The following is a 13,951-nucleotide window of genomic DNA, read 5'->3' as shown; positions in this document are numbered from 1 at the left end:
GAGGATTCCCGAGTTCACCCTCCAGGACCCCTCCACGGTGGCCTGGGGCGGCACCCAGGCCCGCGGCCCGAAGACCCTCCCCCTGCGGATCGGCTAGGACGCTGCGCCGGACATCCAGCAGCAAACCCGAACTCAACATGGCATGGAGTCAGGACCGGTTCAGCATCGGGCAGTGGCTCCGGCAGAACAAAGTGCCTCTCTACCAGCAGATGAGGCCGCTGCTCGACGCCTACGCCGAGCAGCTCAGCCGCGGCATCGACATGGAGAACTCAAACGGCCAGCTCACACGCTCACTGGCCAAATGAAGCGCTCAGACACACCCGTGACTTCGCCGTCGAGGTCGGGGCAGGTCAGAAGTCCAGCTCGATGTAGTCGATGTCGGTGAACTCCACCTCCAAGCCCTCGGCGCGGCGGCCGCGGTCCTTGAAGTAGATCTCCTGAAGGCCTTCGGCGGCGATGCGCCGGAGCTGCTCCTCGGTCGCGCCGGCGACCTGCGCGTCGAACAGGCGGGCGGCGTAGGCGGGAGGCAGGTGCTGGGTGATACGGCGCATCCGGGAGTCGTCGGTGCTGCCGGGCGCGGCGGTGTAGCCGAAGCGGGCGCGGGTCTCGATCACGATCCCCCCACGGGAGGCGGCATGCTTCTTCGCGCGCCGCCGGACACGGGGCTGCCACTCGCGCCGCACCTCGCGCTCCAGACGGGCCGCCAGGTCCTTGCGGGGACGGCGCAGGGTGCCCTTGACATAGCGCTCCACCGTGCGCTGGGTGGTCCCCAGGCGGGCCGCGACGGCCGCCGTGGAACCCTTCTCCACCTTGACCAGGAAACGCATCCGGGCCTGCGCGGTCTTCGGGATGGGGCGGGTCGCGGTATTCGCCGCCGCGCGCTGGAGTGCGTCGTCGATCTCCCCCACGGTCACGCTCCTCGCCGGACGGTACAGGCATCCCGAGCGGCGCCGCCGTACGCCCCGACACCACAACCGGCGAGGCCGGGGCCGACACCGGGGCCGACACCGGGGCCGGTCAGGCGCATGCGCATGCTCAGGTGCTCGCGATACCGGATGCTGCGGCGCTGGTCGCCCACGCCTACTCGCCCCCGTCCACGGCATCCTGTAGGTTCGCGCCGCCAGTGTCATGACGGACCGCGGTGACCTGCTGCTTGTGATGCTGTCTCATCAGATGTCCCGCGGCTTCCGTCTCAGTTCGGTGGATTTTCCTCACGCGGCTTCGCCTTGCTGGGCTTCGTCGGGCTTCCAGGTCTGGTCGAACCAGGTGATGAAGTTCTTCACGGTCCCGATGCGGGCGATTCTCTCGTGGATGGCGCGCTGGTCGTGGCCGGGGAGGAAGTCGCCTCGGCTGATGGGTTTGCCACATCCGCAGTTGCACTCGCGGTTGCCCAGGGGGGAGTCGAAGTAGGTGATGGGGTTCTGCTGAGCGCCATTTGGGGCCGGCTTGCCGACGTAGTGGTCATGGACGGGGTGCCCGGGGCCGAGGATGCGGCCTTCGAAGGCCCGTCGCCCGCCAGGGACGTCGACGATCTGCTCGATCTCCATGGCCTGCCGGATGGTCCCGCCGCCGTTGACGACCGCGAACCGCTCTCGTTCGACGCGTGATCCGGGCATGACCCAGACGCCGCGGGCGATGTCGTGGAGTTGCTGGTCGGTCAGCCCGTCGCTCCAGCCGATCTGCGAGCGCTGGAGGGGGTCGCTGTTCGGGTCCACGTTCTTCTGCCTGCCGAGGGTGATCTGAATCATCGCGCCTCCCTGCGAGGCCGCCTCGGGGTGGGTTGGAGATGCCGAGGCGGCCTGCTCAGGATAGACCAGCCATCCCCGTTATAACGGGGTATTGCTGGCTTGAGATTCAGGGACCAACCCGTTCTTCCCCGGGCGGCGGCCGGGCAGGTCGTGCCGTCGGCCCAGGTAGCTGATCATTCCGAGGGAGAAGCCGGTCTGCTCTGCGAGTTCGCGGCAGGTGCGTCCGGCAGCGCGTTGGTCGCGGAGCCAGTCGAGATCGGATCCTCCGAGCTCATCCACCTCAGCCTCGCCGAGATCAGACGCCTGATCCACCGCGTCACCAACCGCCGGCCCACACCCGTCGAGCACGTCTTGCACTGGTCGATCTGGCGCCGGAGACGACAACACCAAGCCCGCACCAGCCACTACAAACGACGAGGCGTTACTCCACTCCCAGCAAAGCCGAGTTTCGTGCCCACAGGTGATGGAACGGGGAAATCGGAGAGAGGGAGACCAGCACGCAGCGGACCGCCTGGGCATCTCAGCCTCGCGTCATAAGTGCTATTCAGAGGTCATCGTTCGCGAGAACATGACGCGGATTCTGAGTACCTACACGTCGCCGTCCTTGATGTGGCGGGCGGGGTTGTGCTGGGCCTCCATCAACTCCACCGCCCAGAACAGCGGCTGCGTCCCCTCGTGCTTGACCATGCCCGGCGAGACCCCGAGCCGGAACGTGCCCGCAGCGGGCTTGCCCGCCGCGTCGTAGGGCAGGACATCCAGCGGCGAAGGACCCGACGAGGGGTAGACGACGCAGTCCGACAGCAGCGCCACCGGCAGCAGCGCATCCTCACCGAACACCACGGAGCCGCTCGGGGCGGGGCCGGACTGCGTGGCGAGCGCGGTTCTGACCAGCTTGCGGTGCATGTTCACCCGCGCCGCCGAGATCACCGCGGCACGGATGTCCGGGCGCCACGTCGCACGCTCCAGCGCCGGCCACCGCTCACCAGGGCGGTACCTCGCACCCTGCGGGCGTTCACGCAGCTTCCCGATGCCGCCCTTCACCGTCGACTTGATCGCGGACAACACCGCCACCAGGCCCGGATCACCCGCCTTGTGGCCGGCCATCGCGTCCAGGAACTGCTGCGGCGCCAAGTCGGAGGTCACCCCGAGATCGGCCATCGTCGCCTTGTACGCCTCGGCCAGACGCTTGTACCAGGGGTCCAGATACGGGCCCGCCTCCCGCCGTAGGTACGCCTCGACCGGACGCACCTCCACCGGCAGCCCGAACTGGCTGATCAGCTCGGCCGCGTACGCCACCGTCGGAGTGGCATACCAGGCCGGGCCCTCCGGCCGACGGCCGTGCGGCGTGAACGGGCTGGGCAGGCGGGGATCGATCTCGATCCCGGACAGGTCCACCAGCCACGACCCGGGCACCTGCTTGTCGAACCGCGGCGCCCTCACATGCTCCGGCCCGCTCAGCCCGACCACCAGACGGTTCCCGGCCGCGAGGAACGCGGTGTTCACATCGACACCGACGACGTGCTGCCTCGCGCACTCCGCGTCGGTGAGCAGTCCCGTGTCGCGGACCCAGTCGAACGCCTCCTCGTCGAGCACCTCCTCAGGAGTCCGCTCATGGTGACGGGCGAACAACGCGCTGACGACGGGGTGTTCGTCGGGCGCCTCCGGCGGCGCCGGGTCGACCGCCGCAGTGAGCGAACCGGGCACCGGCCCGGACACCCACGTACCGGTACTGCCGTCCTCCACCGCCCGCGTCGGCGGCCGCAACGCCGTCATCAGCTCCAGCCCCGCCACCGCAGTGGAGCCGCGCGGAGTCAGCACGCGGGCGGCGTAGACGGACAGCACCCGCGCGAGTTCCGCCGGCGGCAGATCGCCCGCGCTCCCCCAGGCACGCGTATCCAGCGCGCCCCACGGCAGCACGGCGAGTTGCACGCACTGCCGCTGCTGCCCCAGCGCCGGGCGGTAGACCCGAGCCCACGGCCCGAAGCCCCGCCTGGTCAGCTGCCACTTCGCCCGGGCGATCTGCCGGACGACCTTGTGGTCCTCCGGCAGCCGCATCGCCCGCCGGTCCGCCAGGTGGTCCGGCAACCCCAACCGCTCGGCAGCCGCCGCGGTGAGCACGATCAGTGGGTCGAAGTCCTTTCCCGACCGGTGCAGCCGCCCTGCCCCGAGTCGGGCGTCGGCGAGGGTCCAGGCCACCAGCTCCGGCACAGTGGCGGCCGGGCACTCCAGCACCAGGCCGCCCGCGCAGTACAGGGAGCCGTCACCGTCCAACACACCGAGCGGACCATGCGCGAACCGCGCATCCCCCGGGCCCGGCGGAAGAGAAGCAGGGGCAGGGGCGGGAGCGGGAGCAGGAGCGGCAACGGGCTCCGACACGCCGCCCACAGCCAACGCCGACGCCACCGGGGCCGGGGTCTCCTGGGGCTCCGGGGTCTCCGGAGTGACGGGCGGTCCGGCGGGTGTCACCGGCGCCGCCGCAGGCACCGGCCGATCCCCCGGGGCCGGGGCGGGGAAACGCTGCGCGAGACCTTCCAGGAGCCGGGCGTAGGCGGCGCGCTGCGGCGGCCGCGGCTCACGCTGCCCCGCCTCCCAGCTACCGACCGCCTCACGACGGGTGCCCAGCGCGTGAGCGACCTGGGCCTGGCTCAGGCCCGCGGCTTCGCGTAGCCGCCTGCGCTCCACCGGAGACGGCAACTCATCGGCAGGCACCTGCTCCAGCAACGCGTCGACCGCTCCGAACAGCTCGTTTTCCGTGGGCACAAGCTCACCTCCACCCGCACCCTACTCCACGTCACACATCCAATCGCTCTTCAACCACGCACCGGCGGTCAAGTTTTCAGGTCCCCGTCGACGGCTCGCGGCGCCGCCTGCCCAACCGCTTCGCGCCGGGCACAGGGCGCCAGGCCACAGCCGTACCGGCAACCGGCAACCGGCGGCGGGAACCGGACGCGGCCGGTGGATGTCGTTCACTGCATCCACCGTGCCGATCGAAGCGAGGGACAGATGAGGCAAGGACGTGTGACGAGATACCTGGCCGCCGCCGCGTTGGTGCTCATCGCGCTGCCGGCCGCCGCGGGGTGCGCCAGCGAAAAGCGTGGTACGGGAGACTCGCCCGTGGCCAACCACCGCGGTGAGGACAGCCCCGCGAACGTCACCAACTTCCCCGACCAGTTCGCCAACATCGCCACCAAGTGCGTTGCCGGCGCACCCGGGTTCCGCGCGTTCGTCACCACCCGCGACGCCGCACCGGTCATCATGGCCGACCCCACCTGCAAGGGCTGAACGGCACACCCGCTCTCGCCGCCGGGCACCTCCCGCACGCTATCCGGCGTCCGCCCCCGTAGGACGGTCCGGGGAGGCGTCCCCCACGGCCGGGCCCGGGGCCGGATGCCGCGCAGCAGGGGCGGCCCCTTCCACCGCAGCCGCCGTCAGGACGGGGAGCGTGGACGGGTCGAACGGGGGCGCCTGGCCGGCGGGCGGGGCGGAGACGGTGACGCCCCGGGCCCGGGCCGTGGCGGTGAAGCTCTCCACCACTCCGGGGCTCGCCAGCAGGATAGCGGTCGGGTAGAGACTCGCCGACAGGGAGCGGCTCCGACCGAAACGGCCCCGGTGGACGATCTCGCCCGGCACCAGCACCTCCGCGAAGGCCCCGCCGCCGCGCTGCACCTGGGACATCACCAGGCCGGTCAGCGCCTCCGCGGCGCGGCCGAGCACCCACTCGCGGCCCGGCACACCCCACAGCGCGCCGCGGATGCCGTCCAGCGCCGTGTCGATGAACTCCCGTGTCAGCAGGCGGTATCCGTCCACCATCCGGATCTCGGTGACCTTCTCCCATGGCACGCTCTCACCGTCGAAACCCACGCTCTGCGGAGCGAGATGGATCGCGCCCAGCCGGTCCAGCAACCGCAGCGGCCGGGCCACCGCCGACGGGACCCGCGGGTGCGCCCCCAGCAGCCGGCTCAGCGAGATCTCCCACGGCTGCGTGACCGGCGCCTGCGGCGTTCCGAGCCGGGCCACCGCGTCCATCACCCAGTCACCGCCCGCCGCGGCCTGCGCGCGAGCCGCGTCCGCGGTCGAGGCGGCCTGCGTCCTGACCGTGGCAGCCGCCGCCACCGCCTGCGTCCTGCCGGTTCCGGCCGCGGCACGCCCGGCAGCGAGCGAACGGCCCGCGGCCCCCCGGCCCGCGGCAAGCACACGGGTAGCGGCACTGCGCGCGGAGGCAACGGGCGCCGGGGCGGGGGGCAGGGGCCGGTGCCGAAACCGGGACCGGGGCGGGAGCAGGCGGAGCGGCCTCGTCCCCGGCGGCAGGCCCCGCCGCGCCCTCCACGCCGGCGGCACGGTCGGGCCCAGCGCCCGACCCAGCGTCGGAACCACGGCCGGACCCGGCGCCCGACCCAGCCTCGGAACCGGTGCCGGTTCCGGGAACCTCGCCCGGCACGGGCCCCGCCGCCGCGCCGTTCACCCGACTCGTCACCGCGCTGCCAATGCCGCGCACCCGGTCACGTAGTGCCATGTCCCCTCCCGTGGGCCCCCACCCGCACCACGCACACGCGCGGCACACACCGCACATCACCCTAAACGCCCCCACCGCACCGGCCGACACGGACAACGGCTCCGGGGCCGGTGGCGGAGAGCGATGGGGGCAGGGCTCAAACCGCCGCGAGTCGGCGGGGGCCGGCGCGTCTCCGCTGCCCGCGGCAGTAACGTGTGGGCCTGTGAACGACAGCGCGACCGAGGTCGACGAACTCCTCTTGCGCCGGCTGCTGCGCGAGCAGCATCCGGACCTCGCCGGGCTGCCCCTGCGGGAGGTGGCCGGCGGCTGGGGCAACCAGATGTGGCGCCTCGGGGAGGAGTTGGCGATCCGGGTGCAGCGGATGGACGCCGGCCCCGACCTCCAGCTCAAGGAACGCCGCTGGCTACCCGCCCTCGCCCCGCGCCTGCCGCTTCCGGTCCCCGTACCGGTACGCGACGGCGCGCCGACCGAGCACTTCGCCAAGATCTGGACCGTCATGACCTGGGTCGCGGGCACGCCACTCGACCACGGCGCCCTCACCCGCACCGAGCACGCGGCCGGCGCACTCGCCGCCTTCCTCGCCGCGCTGCACGACGAAGCGCCCGCCGACGCACCCCGTGCCTCGGACTTCGGCGCGCACCCCAGGGACTGCACCGCCGGCTTCGACAACTTCCTGCACGCCGTGGACCTCGGCCACCTCGCCGACGCCGAGGACCGCATCCGGGCCGTGTGGGACGACGCGGTCACCGCTCCCCCGTGGCAGGGACCACCCGTGTGGGTGCACGGCGACCTCCACCCCGCCAACGTCGTGACCGCCGAGGGCACCCTGACCGGCGTCATCGACTTCGGCGCCCTGCACGCCGGCGACCCGGCATGGGACCTCGCGGCCGCATGGGTCCTGCTGCCCCCAGGCGGCGCCCCGCACTTCTTCGCCGCCTACCCGCCCATCGATGAGGCCACCATGCGACGCGCGCGCGGGCTCGCCGCCATGAAGGGCCTCTTCCTCCTCCTCATGGGCCAGAACGGAGACCGCGGCCTCCCCGGCGGCAAACCCCACTGGGCCCCCGCGGGCCGCGCCGCACTCACACGTGTTCTCCAGGACACACCCGGGTGCTGAACACCTGGGCGGGGGCTGCGACTCACACCTTCCAGCGGCCGGGTCCGCCCGCGGCGGGCCGGTAGCGCACGAGACGGCCGTTACGCAGACAGGCGCGCAGGTGGGCGGCAGTGAGGGGCGCGCGAGGTTCGAGGCGGCGGACGGTGCCCCCACCGGACACGGGTAACGCTGCCACCGGCCCGTTCGGCCCCCGCGCCAAGGGAGCACGCACGGCCGCCGAGACCGACGGCGTGCCGCACCTCCACCGCCAGCGCAGCACGTTCAGCATGGACGACGACGGCGGACTCGATGCCGCCCGCGCGGTCCACGGCGTCAAGTCGCCCGTCCGGAAACGCGATTCGGCCGCGGTAGGCGGCCTCGGCGGGCCCGTCGAGCACCGGATCGGCAGCCGGGGCAACCGGGCGAGCGGCCGGGAGCGGGTACCACCAGGCCGCCCCGCGATCGGGCGGCGCAACGCTCAGGCGGCTTGCAGCGGCCGCCCAAAGGACCTGCGCAGGCTGCCGGGCGCGGCCAGCGGCAGCATCGCGGCCAGCATCCTGCCCTTGACGGTGGCCGGCCGCCGGACGAGTTCGACGTCCACGCGGGTGCCGGCGCCCTCGGGGGTAAGGGTGAAGGTCCAGCCGCCGCCGGCGCCGAAGAGCTTGGAGTCGAGCGTGGTGACGGTGACGGTGTCGCCGCCGGGCTGCCAGTCGTAGCGGGCCCGCTCCCACGCCGCGGAGGTGCCTTCGGTGACCTCGGCCCAGTTCTCGCCGCGGTCGTGGACGACGAAGTGCTCGGCGTCGATGGTGGGCCACGCGGCGGGGCGGTCGGGGCCGAAGTCCGTCAGGACGCCGAGGACGGCGGACGGGCTGAGCGTGGAGACTAGGTGGAACCGGACGACGGCCATGGCGGGATTTCCTTCACCCAAGAAGTAACTGCTCTGACAGGTGACGATCCTGTCATTCGCATGCGTTACCAGTCAAGTCGGTGACGTATAGAGTAGGTGTTCCGGCGTGGCCGCCGCACGCACCGTCAACTGACTGACGCGGCCCGCGGCGCCGCCCGCCACACACCGGCCGCACGGACGGCCATCGCACTCACGGGACACAGAGGTCGCACATGATCGACAGGCGTACTTTCGGCAAGGCGTTCGGGCTCGGCACGGGCGCGGCGGCCGTGACCCTGGCGGGCCTGCCGGGCACCGCGCACGCCGCGGGCGGCACCGGCCACGGCGCGGGGCACACCGCCGCCCCCACCGTGCCCCCGATCACCCCCGGCACCCACACCACCTTCCCCGCGCTCCAGCAGGTCAAGGCGGGCCTGCTGGACGTCGGCTACGCCGAACTCGGCCCCTCCCACGGCCCGGTGGTGGTGCTGCTGCACGGCTGGCCGTACGACATCCACAGCTACGTCGACGTCGCACCGGCCCTGGCCGCTCTCGGCTACCGGGTCCTCGTGCCCTACCTGCGCGGCCACGGCACCACCACGTTCCTGTCCGGCCGCACCCCCCGCACCGCCGAGCAGTCCGCGGTGGCGCTGGACGTCCTGGCGTTCATGGACGCCCTGCGCATCGACCAAGCCGTCCTCGCCGGGTTCGACTGGGGCTCACGCACCGCCGACATCATCGCCGCCCTGTGGCCCGAGCGCGTCAAGGCGCTGGTGTCCACCAGCGGTTACGTCATCACCGACGTCGAGGCGCAGAAGACTCCGGCCGCGGCCGCCGTCGAGCACAACTGGTGGTACCAGTGGTACTTCTCGACCGACCGGGGCAAGCAGGCCCTGGAGGACCCGGAGCAGTGCAAGGCGCTGTGCCGCCTGGTCTGGCAGATCGTCTCCCCGAACTGGGCGTTCGACGACGCCACCTTCGAGCGGACCGCGCAGGCGTTCACCAACCCCGACTACGCCGCCATCGTGCTGTTCAACTACCGCTGGCGGATCGGGCTGCTGGAGACCGGCGCCCGCTACGCCCCCTACGAGAAGCAGCTCGCCGCCGCGCCGAAGATCGGCGTGCCGACCGTCACCCTCGACCCGGCGCTGGACCCCTTCACCCCGGCGGGCGACGGCGCTAACTACCGCCAGTACTTCACCGGCCCCTACGACCACCGCACCATCCAGAACATCGGGCACAACCTCCCGCAGGAGGCGCCCGCGGTCTTCGCCCAGGCGGTCGTGGACGCCGACCACCTCTGAGAAGGCCCCGGCGGCGGGAGTCGGCTGGGACTCCCGCTGCCGGTCCCCCCGCGGGAGAGCGTCGACGGCTTTCGCCGGGCCGGCCCGCAGGTGCGGCGCCCGGTCCGGTCCGCCGACGGCGAAGGCGAACGCGAACGCGAAGGCGAAGGCGACAACGGGCAGTTCGCGGCTGGAGACGGCGTCGCGCCGGGGAAGGAGATGCCGCCGCCCCGGCTCGCGCTCCGGGGCCGCCTCGGGCGGTGGACGCGGGCGCAGTGGTGCCTCACCGCGGGCGGCTGCGCTGCTTTGCGGCCCCCGGGTGTGGCGCAGCCGGATGCCGTGGGCGGGTCGGCGACGGGCACGTTCGAAGGGAAAGGCGGCCGGGTGGGTCGCGGCGCGCTCGTGCAGGGTGTCGGCCTCGGCGGGATCGGTGGCGGCCATGGCCGGCCGCGGACTGACTCAGGTCACCCGGCCCGTTCGCCTCCCGCGTCGCTCCGGCGGGTACGGAGCCGACCGGACCGGACGGGGACGGCTTCCTCGCCGGGGTGCTCGACGGCCGGGGCCCGGCGTCCGCCTGACGGGAGGCGCGGGTGCCCGCGGGCGGAGACGTCCCGGCCCGCGCCGGTGGGGCGCGGGCCGGGACGTCCGGTGGGGCGGGGGTCTTCCTGGGGTGGTGGAGGTCGCCGGCTGCGCGGTCAGTGCCGGTGGGACGGGTCGACGCAGTGGAAGCTGCCGGCGGTGGCCGGGTCGCTGTGGCCGTCGTAGCGGCTGACCTGGGGATAGGTGCACAGGTTGCGGGTGACGGACTGCCCGGCGGCGTTGGTGAGGGTGGCGGGCAGGGACTTGGGCGCCTTGCCGTGCTCGACCCAGGCGGTCACCGCGGCGAGGCCGTCGGTGGTGCCGTCGATGCCGTTGAGTCCGCAGTGGCTGGTGCCGGGTGCGAGGAAGAGGCGGTAGAAGTCGCCGGTCTTCGCCGCGCCGCCGGTCTTGTGCTGGACCTGGTGGAGGTACTGCACGGTGCCCTGCGCGGGGATGTACTGGTCGGCCTCGCCCTGCCAGGTCAGCAGCTTGCCGCCGGCGTCGCGGAAGGCGGTCAGGTCGGGGTCGTCGGTGCCGATCACCTGGTCGTACTCGGCCTCGGACTGCCGGAAGAGCTGGGTGAACCGGCTGTAGGTGATGGTGGACAGGTCCAGGGAGGGGTCCTTCGCCACCCACAGCTGGACCCAGGCGGCGGGCACCTGGAAGGGCGCGCCCTTGACGTTGCCGTCGGCGTCGGGCGCGGTGACACCGGCCAGGCCGCTGATGTCGGCGCCGATCGGGGTGCCGGCCCACAGCTTCCGGCCGGACGTGGTGCGCGGGCCGTCCCAGATCTTGCGGACGACGGTGGCGTCGGCGGCGGTGACGGTCAGGTCCTTGCCGTCGCATGCGACGGTGGTGCCGATCAGCGTGCGGGGGTCGAAGTCGCAGCGGTCGGGGTCCTCGACCAGGCCGTCCTGGACGCCGTCCAGCTTGTCGCAGGCCTTGACCGCGGCCGAGGTGAAGGCGTTGAACTCGCAGGCGGTCGGGTAGGTCTTCTCGTTGTTCATGACGACCTGCGGCCACAGGGTGGCGACTTCGAACTCGTCCCAGTTGACGGCGGGCGCGTCGGCCACGATGCCGTCGTAGTCGTCCGGGTAGCGCTGGGCCTCCATGTAGCCCTCGCGCCCGCCGGTGGAGCAGCCGGTGAAGTAGGAGTAGGCCGGGCCCTTGCCGTAGACGCCGTTGACGACTTCCTTGCCGACGGCCGACGCCTCGTGCTGGGAGCGGGAGGCGAAGTTCTCCAGCAGGGCGGTGTTGACCTGGCCCTTGCTGTTCAGCGCCCAGCTGGTGTCGAGGGCGTCGCCGACGCCGGCGTCGGTGCTGACGGCGGCGTAGCCGCTCTTGACGGCGTTGGCCAGGCCGACGCCGTTGTCACCGGCGAGGAAGGCGCTGCCGCCCAGGCCCTGGAAGCGGCCGTTCCAGCCGGTGGCGGGCAGCCAGGTCTGCACGGTGGCGTGGTCGCCCTGGCCGGGGTGGGTGAGGGTGACGGTGATCTGGCAGTAGGCGGGGACGTCCGTGGCGGTGCCGCCGAGGACGCCGGTGCCCTGGACGGTGCCGCCGGCCCGGCTGACCGCGGTCACGGACTCGACCCTGGTGCCCGAGGGGGCCTTCACCGGCGGTGCGGTGCAGCTGAAGGCGGCGGGGACGGTGCTGTGCCGGGGCGTGGCCGACGCGGTCGGCAGGTACACGCCCGCCGCGGCCAGGGGTACGCCGGCCGCGAGGAGGGTCAGGAGTCGTTTCAAGGGTTTCTCCAAACAGTGAGTGTGCACCTGGGTGTGCGGCCCGGGGCCGTCTTCGCCGAAGACCGATCAGACCGTATCACCGCTTTGAGTGGTGACGAAAGACGGATCGGCGCGGGATAGTTCGCGTCCGTCGGGACGTGGACACACGTGTGTTTTGCGGAGGACATGTGACCCCGCGGCCCCGCGGGGTGCGCCGTCCACCGGTGGAGATCCGGAAACTGCTAGACTTCGCGGCAGGTAGATCCACGAGTCGAGGAGTCACGAACGTGGCGGGTGAGGACGACATCTCCGGGTGAGCCCCGGACCTGACGGCCATCGGACGCGCTGAGCGCGCCTTCCTGGTGGTCGGCTTCGTCGTATCTCGTTTCCCCCATCTGCCCAGGGCGGAAGTCTGCCTTCTGCCCGCAAGCCGTCGAGGTCACCTCCATGTCCGACGCGTCCATCGTCTGCTCGAACCTCTCCTTCGCCTGGCCGGACGACACCCCCGTCTTCCACGAGCTGTCCTTCACGCTCCCGGCCGGCCGCACCGGCCTGGTCGCCCCCAACGGCGCCGGCAAGTCCACCCTGCTCAAGCTGATCGCCGGCCGGCTGCGGCCCACCGCCGGCTCGGTGACGGTCAACGGCACGCTGGGCTACCTCCCGCAGTCCCTGCCGCTCACCGGCGGCCTGACCGTCGCCGAAGTGCTCGGCGTCGCCGACGTGATCCGCGCGCTGGACGCCGTGGAGTCCGGGGACGTGAGCGAGGAGCACTTCACCGCCATCGGCGACGACTGGGACATCGAGGAGCGCACCCGCGCCCAGCTCGACCGCCTGGGCCTTTCCGGCCTCGCGCTGGACCGCACTCTGCACACCCTCAGCGGCGGCCAGATCGTCTCGCTGGGCCTGGCCGCCCAGCTGCTCAAGCGCCCCGACGTGCTGCTGCTCGACGAGCCCACCAACAACCTCGACCTGCCCGCCCGCCACCACCTCCACGACGTGCTCGCCGACTTCTCCGGCTGCCTGCTGCTGGTCAGCCACGACCGCGCCCTGCTGGACCGCATGGACCGCATCGCCGAACCGGGCAGCAGTGAACTACGCCTGTACGGCGGCGACTTCACCGCGTACGAGGAGGCGGTGCGGGCCGAGCAGGAGGTCGCCGAGAAGAACGTCCGCAACGCCGAACAGGACCTCAAGCGCGAGAAGCGGGAGATGCAGCAGGCCCGCGAACGCGCCGAGCGGCGGGCGAGCAACGCCGCGAAGAACCTCAAGAACGCCGGGCTGCCCAAGATCTTCGCGGGCACCATGAAGCGCGGCGCCCAGGAGGCGGCGGGCCGCTCCGGCACGCTGCACGCCTCGCGGGTCGGCGAGGCGAAGGCCCGGCTCGACGAGGCCGGCCGCGCCCTGCGCGACGAGCAGCGCCTGACCCTGGAGCTGCCCGACACCCAGGTGCCGGCCGGGCGCAACCTCTTCCTCGGTACGGCGATGCAGGTGCGGCTCGGCGAGCGGGACGTCTTCGCGCCCGGCGGCGTCGACCTGACCGTCCGCGGCCCGGAGCGCATCGCGCTGGTCGGGCCCAACGGCGCCGGGAAGACCACCCTGCTGCGGCTGGTCACCGGCGAACTCGCCCCCGACAGCGGGGAGATCCGGCGCAACGACGGCCGGATCGCCTACCTCTCCCAGCGGCTGGACCTGCTGGACGTGGACCGCACCGTGGCGGAGAACTTCGCGGACTTCGCCCCCGAGCGGCCCGAGGCGGAGCGGATGAACCTGCTCGCCCGCTTCCTGTTCCGCGGCGCGCGCGCCCATCTGCCGGTGGGTGTGCTCTCCGGCGGCGAACGGCTGCGCGCCACCCTGGCGTGCGTGCTGTGCGCGCAGCCCGCGCCGCACCTGCTGCTGCTCGACGAGCCGACCAACAACCTCGACCTGGTCAGCGCCGGCCAGCTGGAGGGCGCGCTCAACTCCTACCAGGGCGCCTTCCTGGTGGTCAGCCACGACGAGCGGTTCCTCGCCGCGATCGGGGTGGACCGGTGGCTGCGCCTGGCCGGCGGGGCGCTGACGGAGGCGGCCGCGCCCGAGGTGTGAGCCGCCGGTGTGCGACCGGGCCCGCGTGCGAGGCTCCACGCCC

At 72.6% G+C, this 13,951-nt stretch carries 11 protein-coding genes; 5 read left to right on the top strand and 6 right to left on the bottom strand.

The window, feature by feature from the left end:
• The first annotated feature begins 137 nt into the window (after positions 1-137).
• Positions 138-305: a hypothetical protein gene (locus WA788_RS20370; protein ID WP_335979337.1), complete on the top strand. Its 168-nt coding sequence runs from the start codon at positions 138-140 to the stop codon at positions 303-305.
• Between the two features lie 45 nt (positions 306-350).
• Here the strand turns inward: WA788_RS20370 and tpg are convergent, their stop codons facing one another.
• The 3 genes from tpg to tap all read right to left on the bottom strand — a co-directional run bounded on the left by tpg (position 351) and on the right by tap (position 4,508).
• Positions 351-908: a telomere-protecting terminal protein Tpg gene (gene tpg, locus WA788_RS20365; protein WP_335979335.1), complete on the bottom strand. Its 558-nt coding sequence runs from the start codon at positions 906-908 to the stop codon at positions 351-353.
• A gap of 303 nt (positions 909-1,211) precedes the next feature.
• A complete protein-coding gene (locus WA788_RS20360) occupies positions 1,212-1,748 on the bottom strand; it encodes a hypothetical protein (RefSeq protein WP_335979333.1) in 537 nt (178 codons plus the stop codon).
• A gap of 588 nt (positions 1,749-2,336) precedes the next feature.
• Positions 2,337-4,508, bottom strand: coding sequence for a telomere-associated protein Tap (tap, locus tag WA788_RS20355; protein ID WP_335979331.1), 2,172 nt, complete (start codon positions 4,506-4,508; stop codon positions 2,337-2,339).
• Positions 4,509-4,766: 258 nt separating this feature from the next.
• Between tap and WA788_RS20350 the strand changes: the two genes are divergently transcribed.
• Positions 4,767-5,030, top strand: a complete 264-nt coding sequence (locus WA788_RS20350; RefSeq protein WP_335979330.1) for a hypothetical protein — start codon at positions 4,767-4,769, stop codon at positions 5,028-5,030.
• 39 nt (positions 5,031-5,069) lie between these two features.
• Here WA788_RS20350 and WA788_RS20345 read toward each other — a convergent pair whose 3' ends face one another.
• Entirely contained in the window at positions 5,070-5,861 is a 792-nt protein-coding gene (locus WA788_RS20345; RefSeq protein ID WP_335979328.1) for a hypothetical protein, read from the bottom strand.
• A 602-nt stretch (positions 5,862-6,463) separates the two neighbouring features.
• Here WA788_RS20345 and WA788_RS20340 point away from each other — a divergent pair.
• Positions 6,464-7,378 (top strand): phosphotransferase, encoded by a 915-nt coding sequence (locus tag WA788_RS20340; protein WP_335979327.1) that lies wholly within the window; start codon positions 6,464-6,466, stop codon positions 7,376-7,378.
• A 457-nt stretch (positions 7,379-7,835) separates the two neighbouring features.
• Here the strand turns inward: WA788_RS20340 and WA788_RS20335 are convergent, their stop codons facing one another.
• Positions 7,836-8,264 carry a hypothetical protein gene (locus WA788_RS20335; protein WP_335979325.1) on the bottom strand — a complete coding sequence of 143 codons (429 nt, stop codon included), beginning with the start codon at positions 8,262-8,264 and terminating at the stop codon, positions 7,836-7,838.
• A gap of 212 nt (positions 8,265-8,476) precedes the next feature.
• Between WA788_RS20335 and WA788_RS20330 the strand changes: the two genes are divergently transcribed.
• Positions 8,477-9,547 carry an alpha/beta fold hydrolase gene (locus WA788_RS20330; RefSeq protein ID WP_335979322.1) on the top strand — a complete coding sequence of 357 codons (1,071 nt, stop codon included), beginning with the start codon at positions 8,477-8,479 and terminating at the stop codon, positions 9,545-9,547.
• A 674-nt stretch (positions 9,548-10,221) separates the two neighbouring features.
• On the opposite strand, the gene WA788_RS20325 is transcribed toward WA788_RS20330, so the two are convergent.
• Positions 10,222-11,847, bottom strand: coding sequence for a tannase/feruloyl esterase family alpha/beta hydrolase (locus WA788_RS20325; protein WP_335979319.1), 1,626 nt, complete (start codon positions 11,845-11,847; stop codon positions 10,222-10,224).
• A gap of 426 nt (positions 11,848-12,273) precedes the next feature.
• Between WA788_RS20325 and WA788_RS20320 the strand changes: the two genes are divergently transcribed.
• Positions 12,274-13,908 (top strand): ABC-F family ATP-binding cassette domain-containing protein, encoded by a 1,635-nt coding sequence (locus tag WA788_RS20320; RefSeq protein ID WP_335979318.1) that lies wholly within the window; start codon positions 12,274-12,276, stop codon positions 13,906-13,908.
• Positions 13,909-13,951: the final 43 nt, after the last annotated feature.

This window comes from Streptomyces sp. CA2R106, assembly GCF_037034245.1.
Taxonomy (GTDB): Bacteria; Actinomycetota; Actinomycetes; order Streptomycetales; family Streptomycetaceae; genus Actinacidiphila.
Note: the sequence above shows the minus strand (reverse complement) of the source record. Positions and strands in the feature narration are given on the sequence as shown.

What these genes read in the sequence shown, in the direction of transcription:
- WA788_RS20320 (WP_335979318.1), top strand. Translation starts at nt 12,274, where the DNA reads ATGTCCGACGCGTCCATCGTCTGCTCGAACCTCTCCTTCGCCTGGCCG.
- WA788_RS20370 (WP_335979337.1), top strand. Translation starts at nt 138, where the DNA reads ATGGCATGGAGTCAGGACCGGTTCAGCATCGGGCAGTGGCTCCGGCAG.
- WA788_RS20335 (WP_335979325.1), bottom strand. Translation starts at nt 8,264, where the DNA reads ATGGCCGTCGTCCGGTTCCACCTAGTCTCCACGCTCAGCCCGTCCGCC.
- WA788_RS20330 (WP_335979322.1), top strand. Translation starts at nt 8,477, where the DNA reads ATGATCGACAGGCGTACTTTCGGCAAGGCGTTCGGGCTCGGCACGGGC.
- WA788_RS20360 (WP_335979333.1), bottom strand. Translation starts at nt 1,748, where the DNA reads ATGATTCAGATCACCCTCGGCAGGCAGAAGAACGTGGACCCGAACAGC.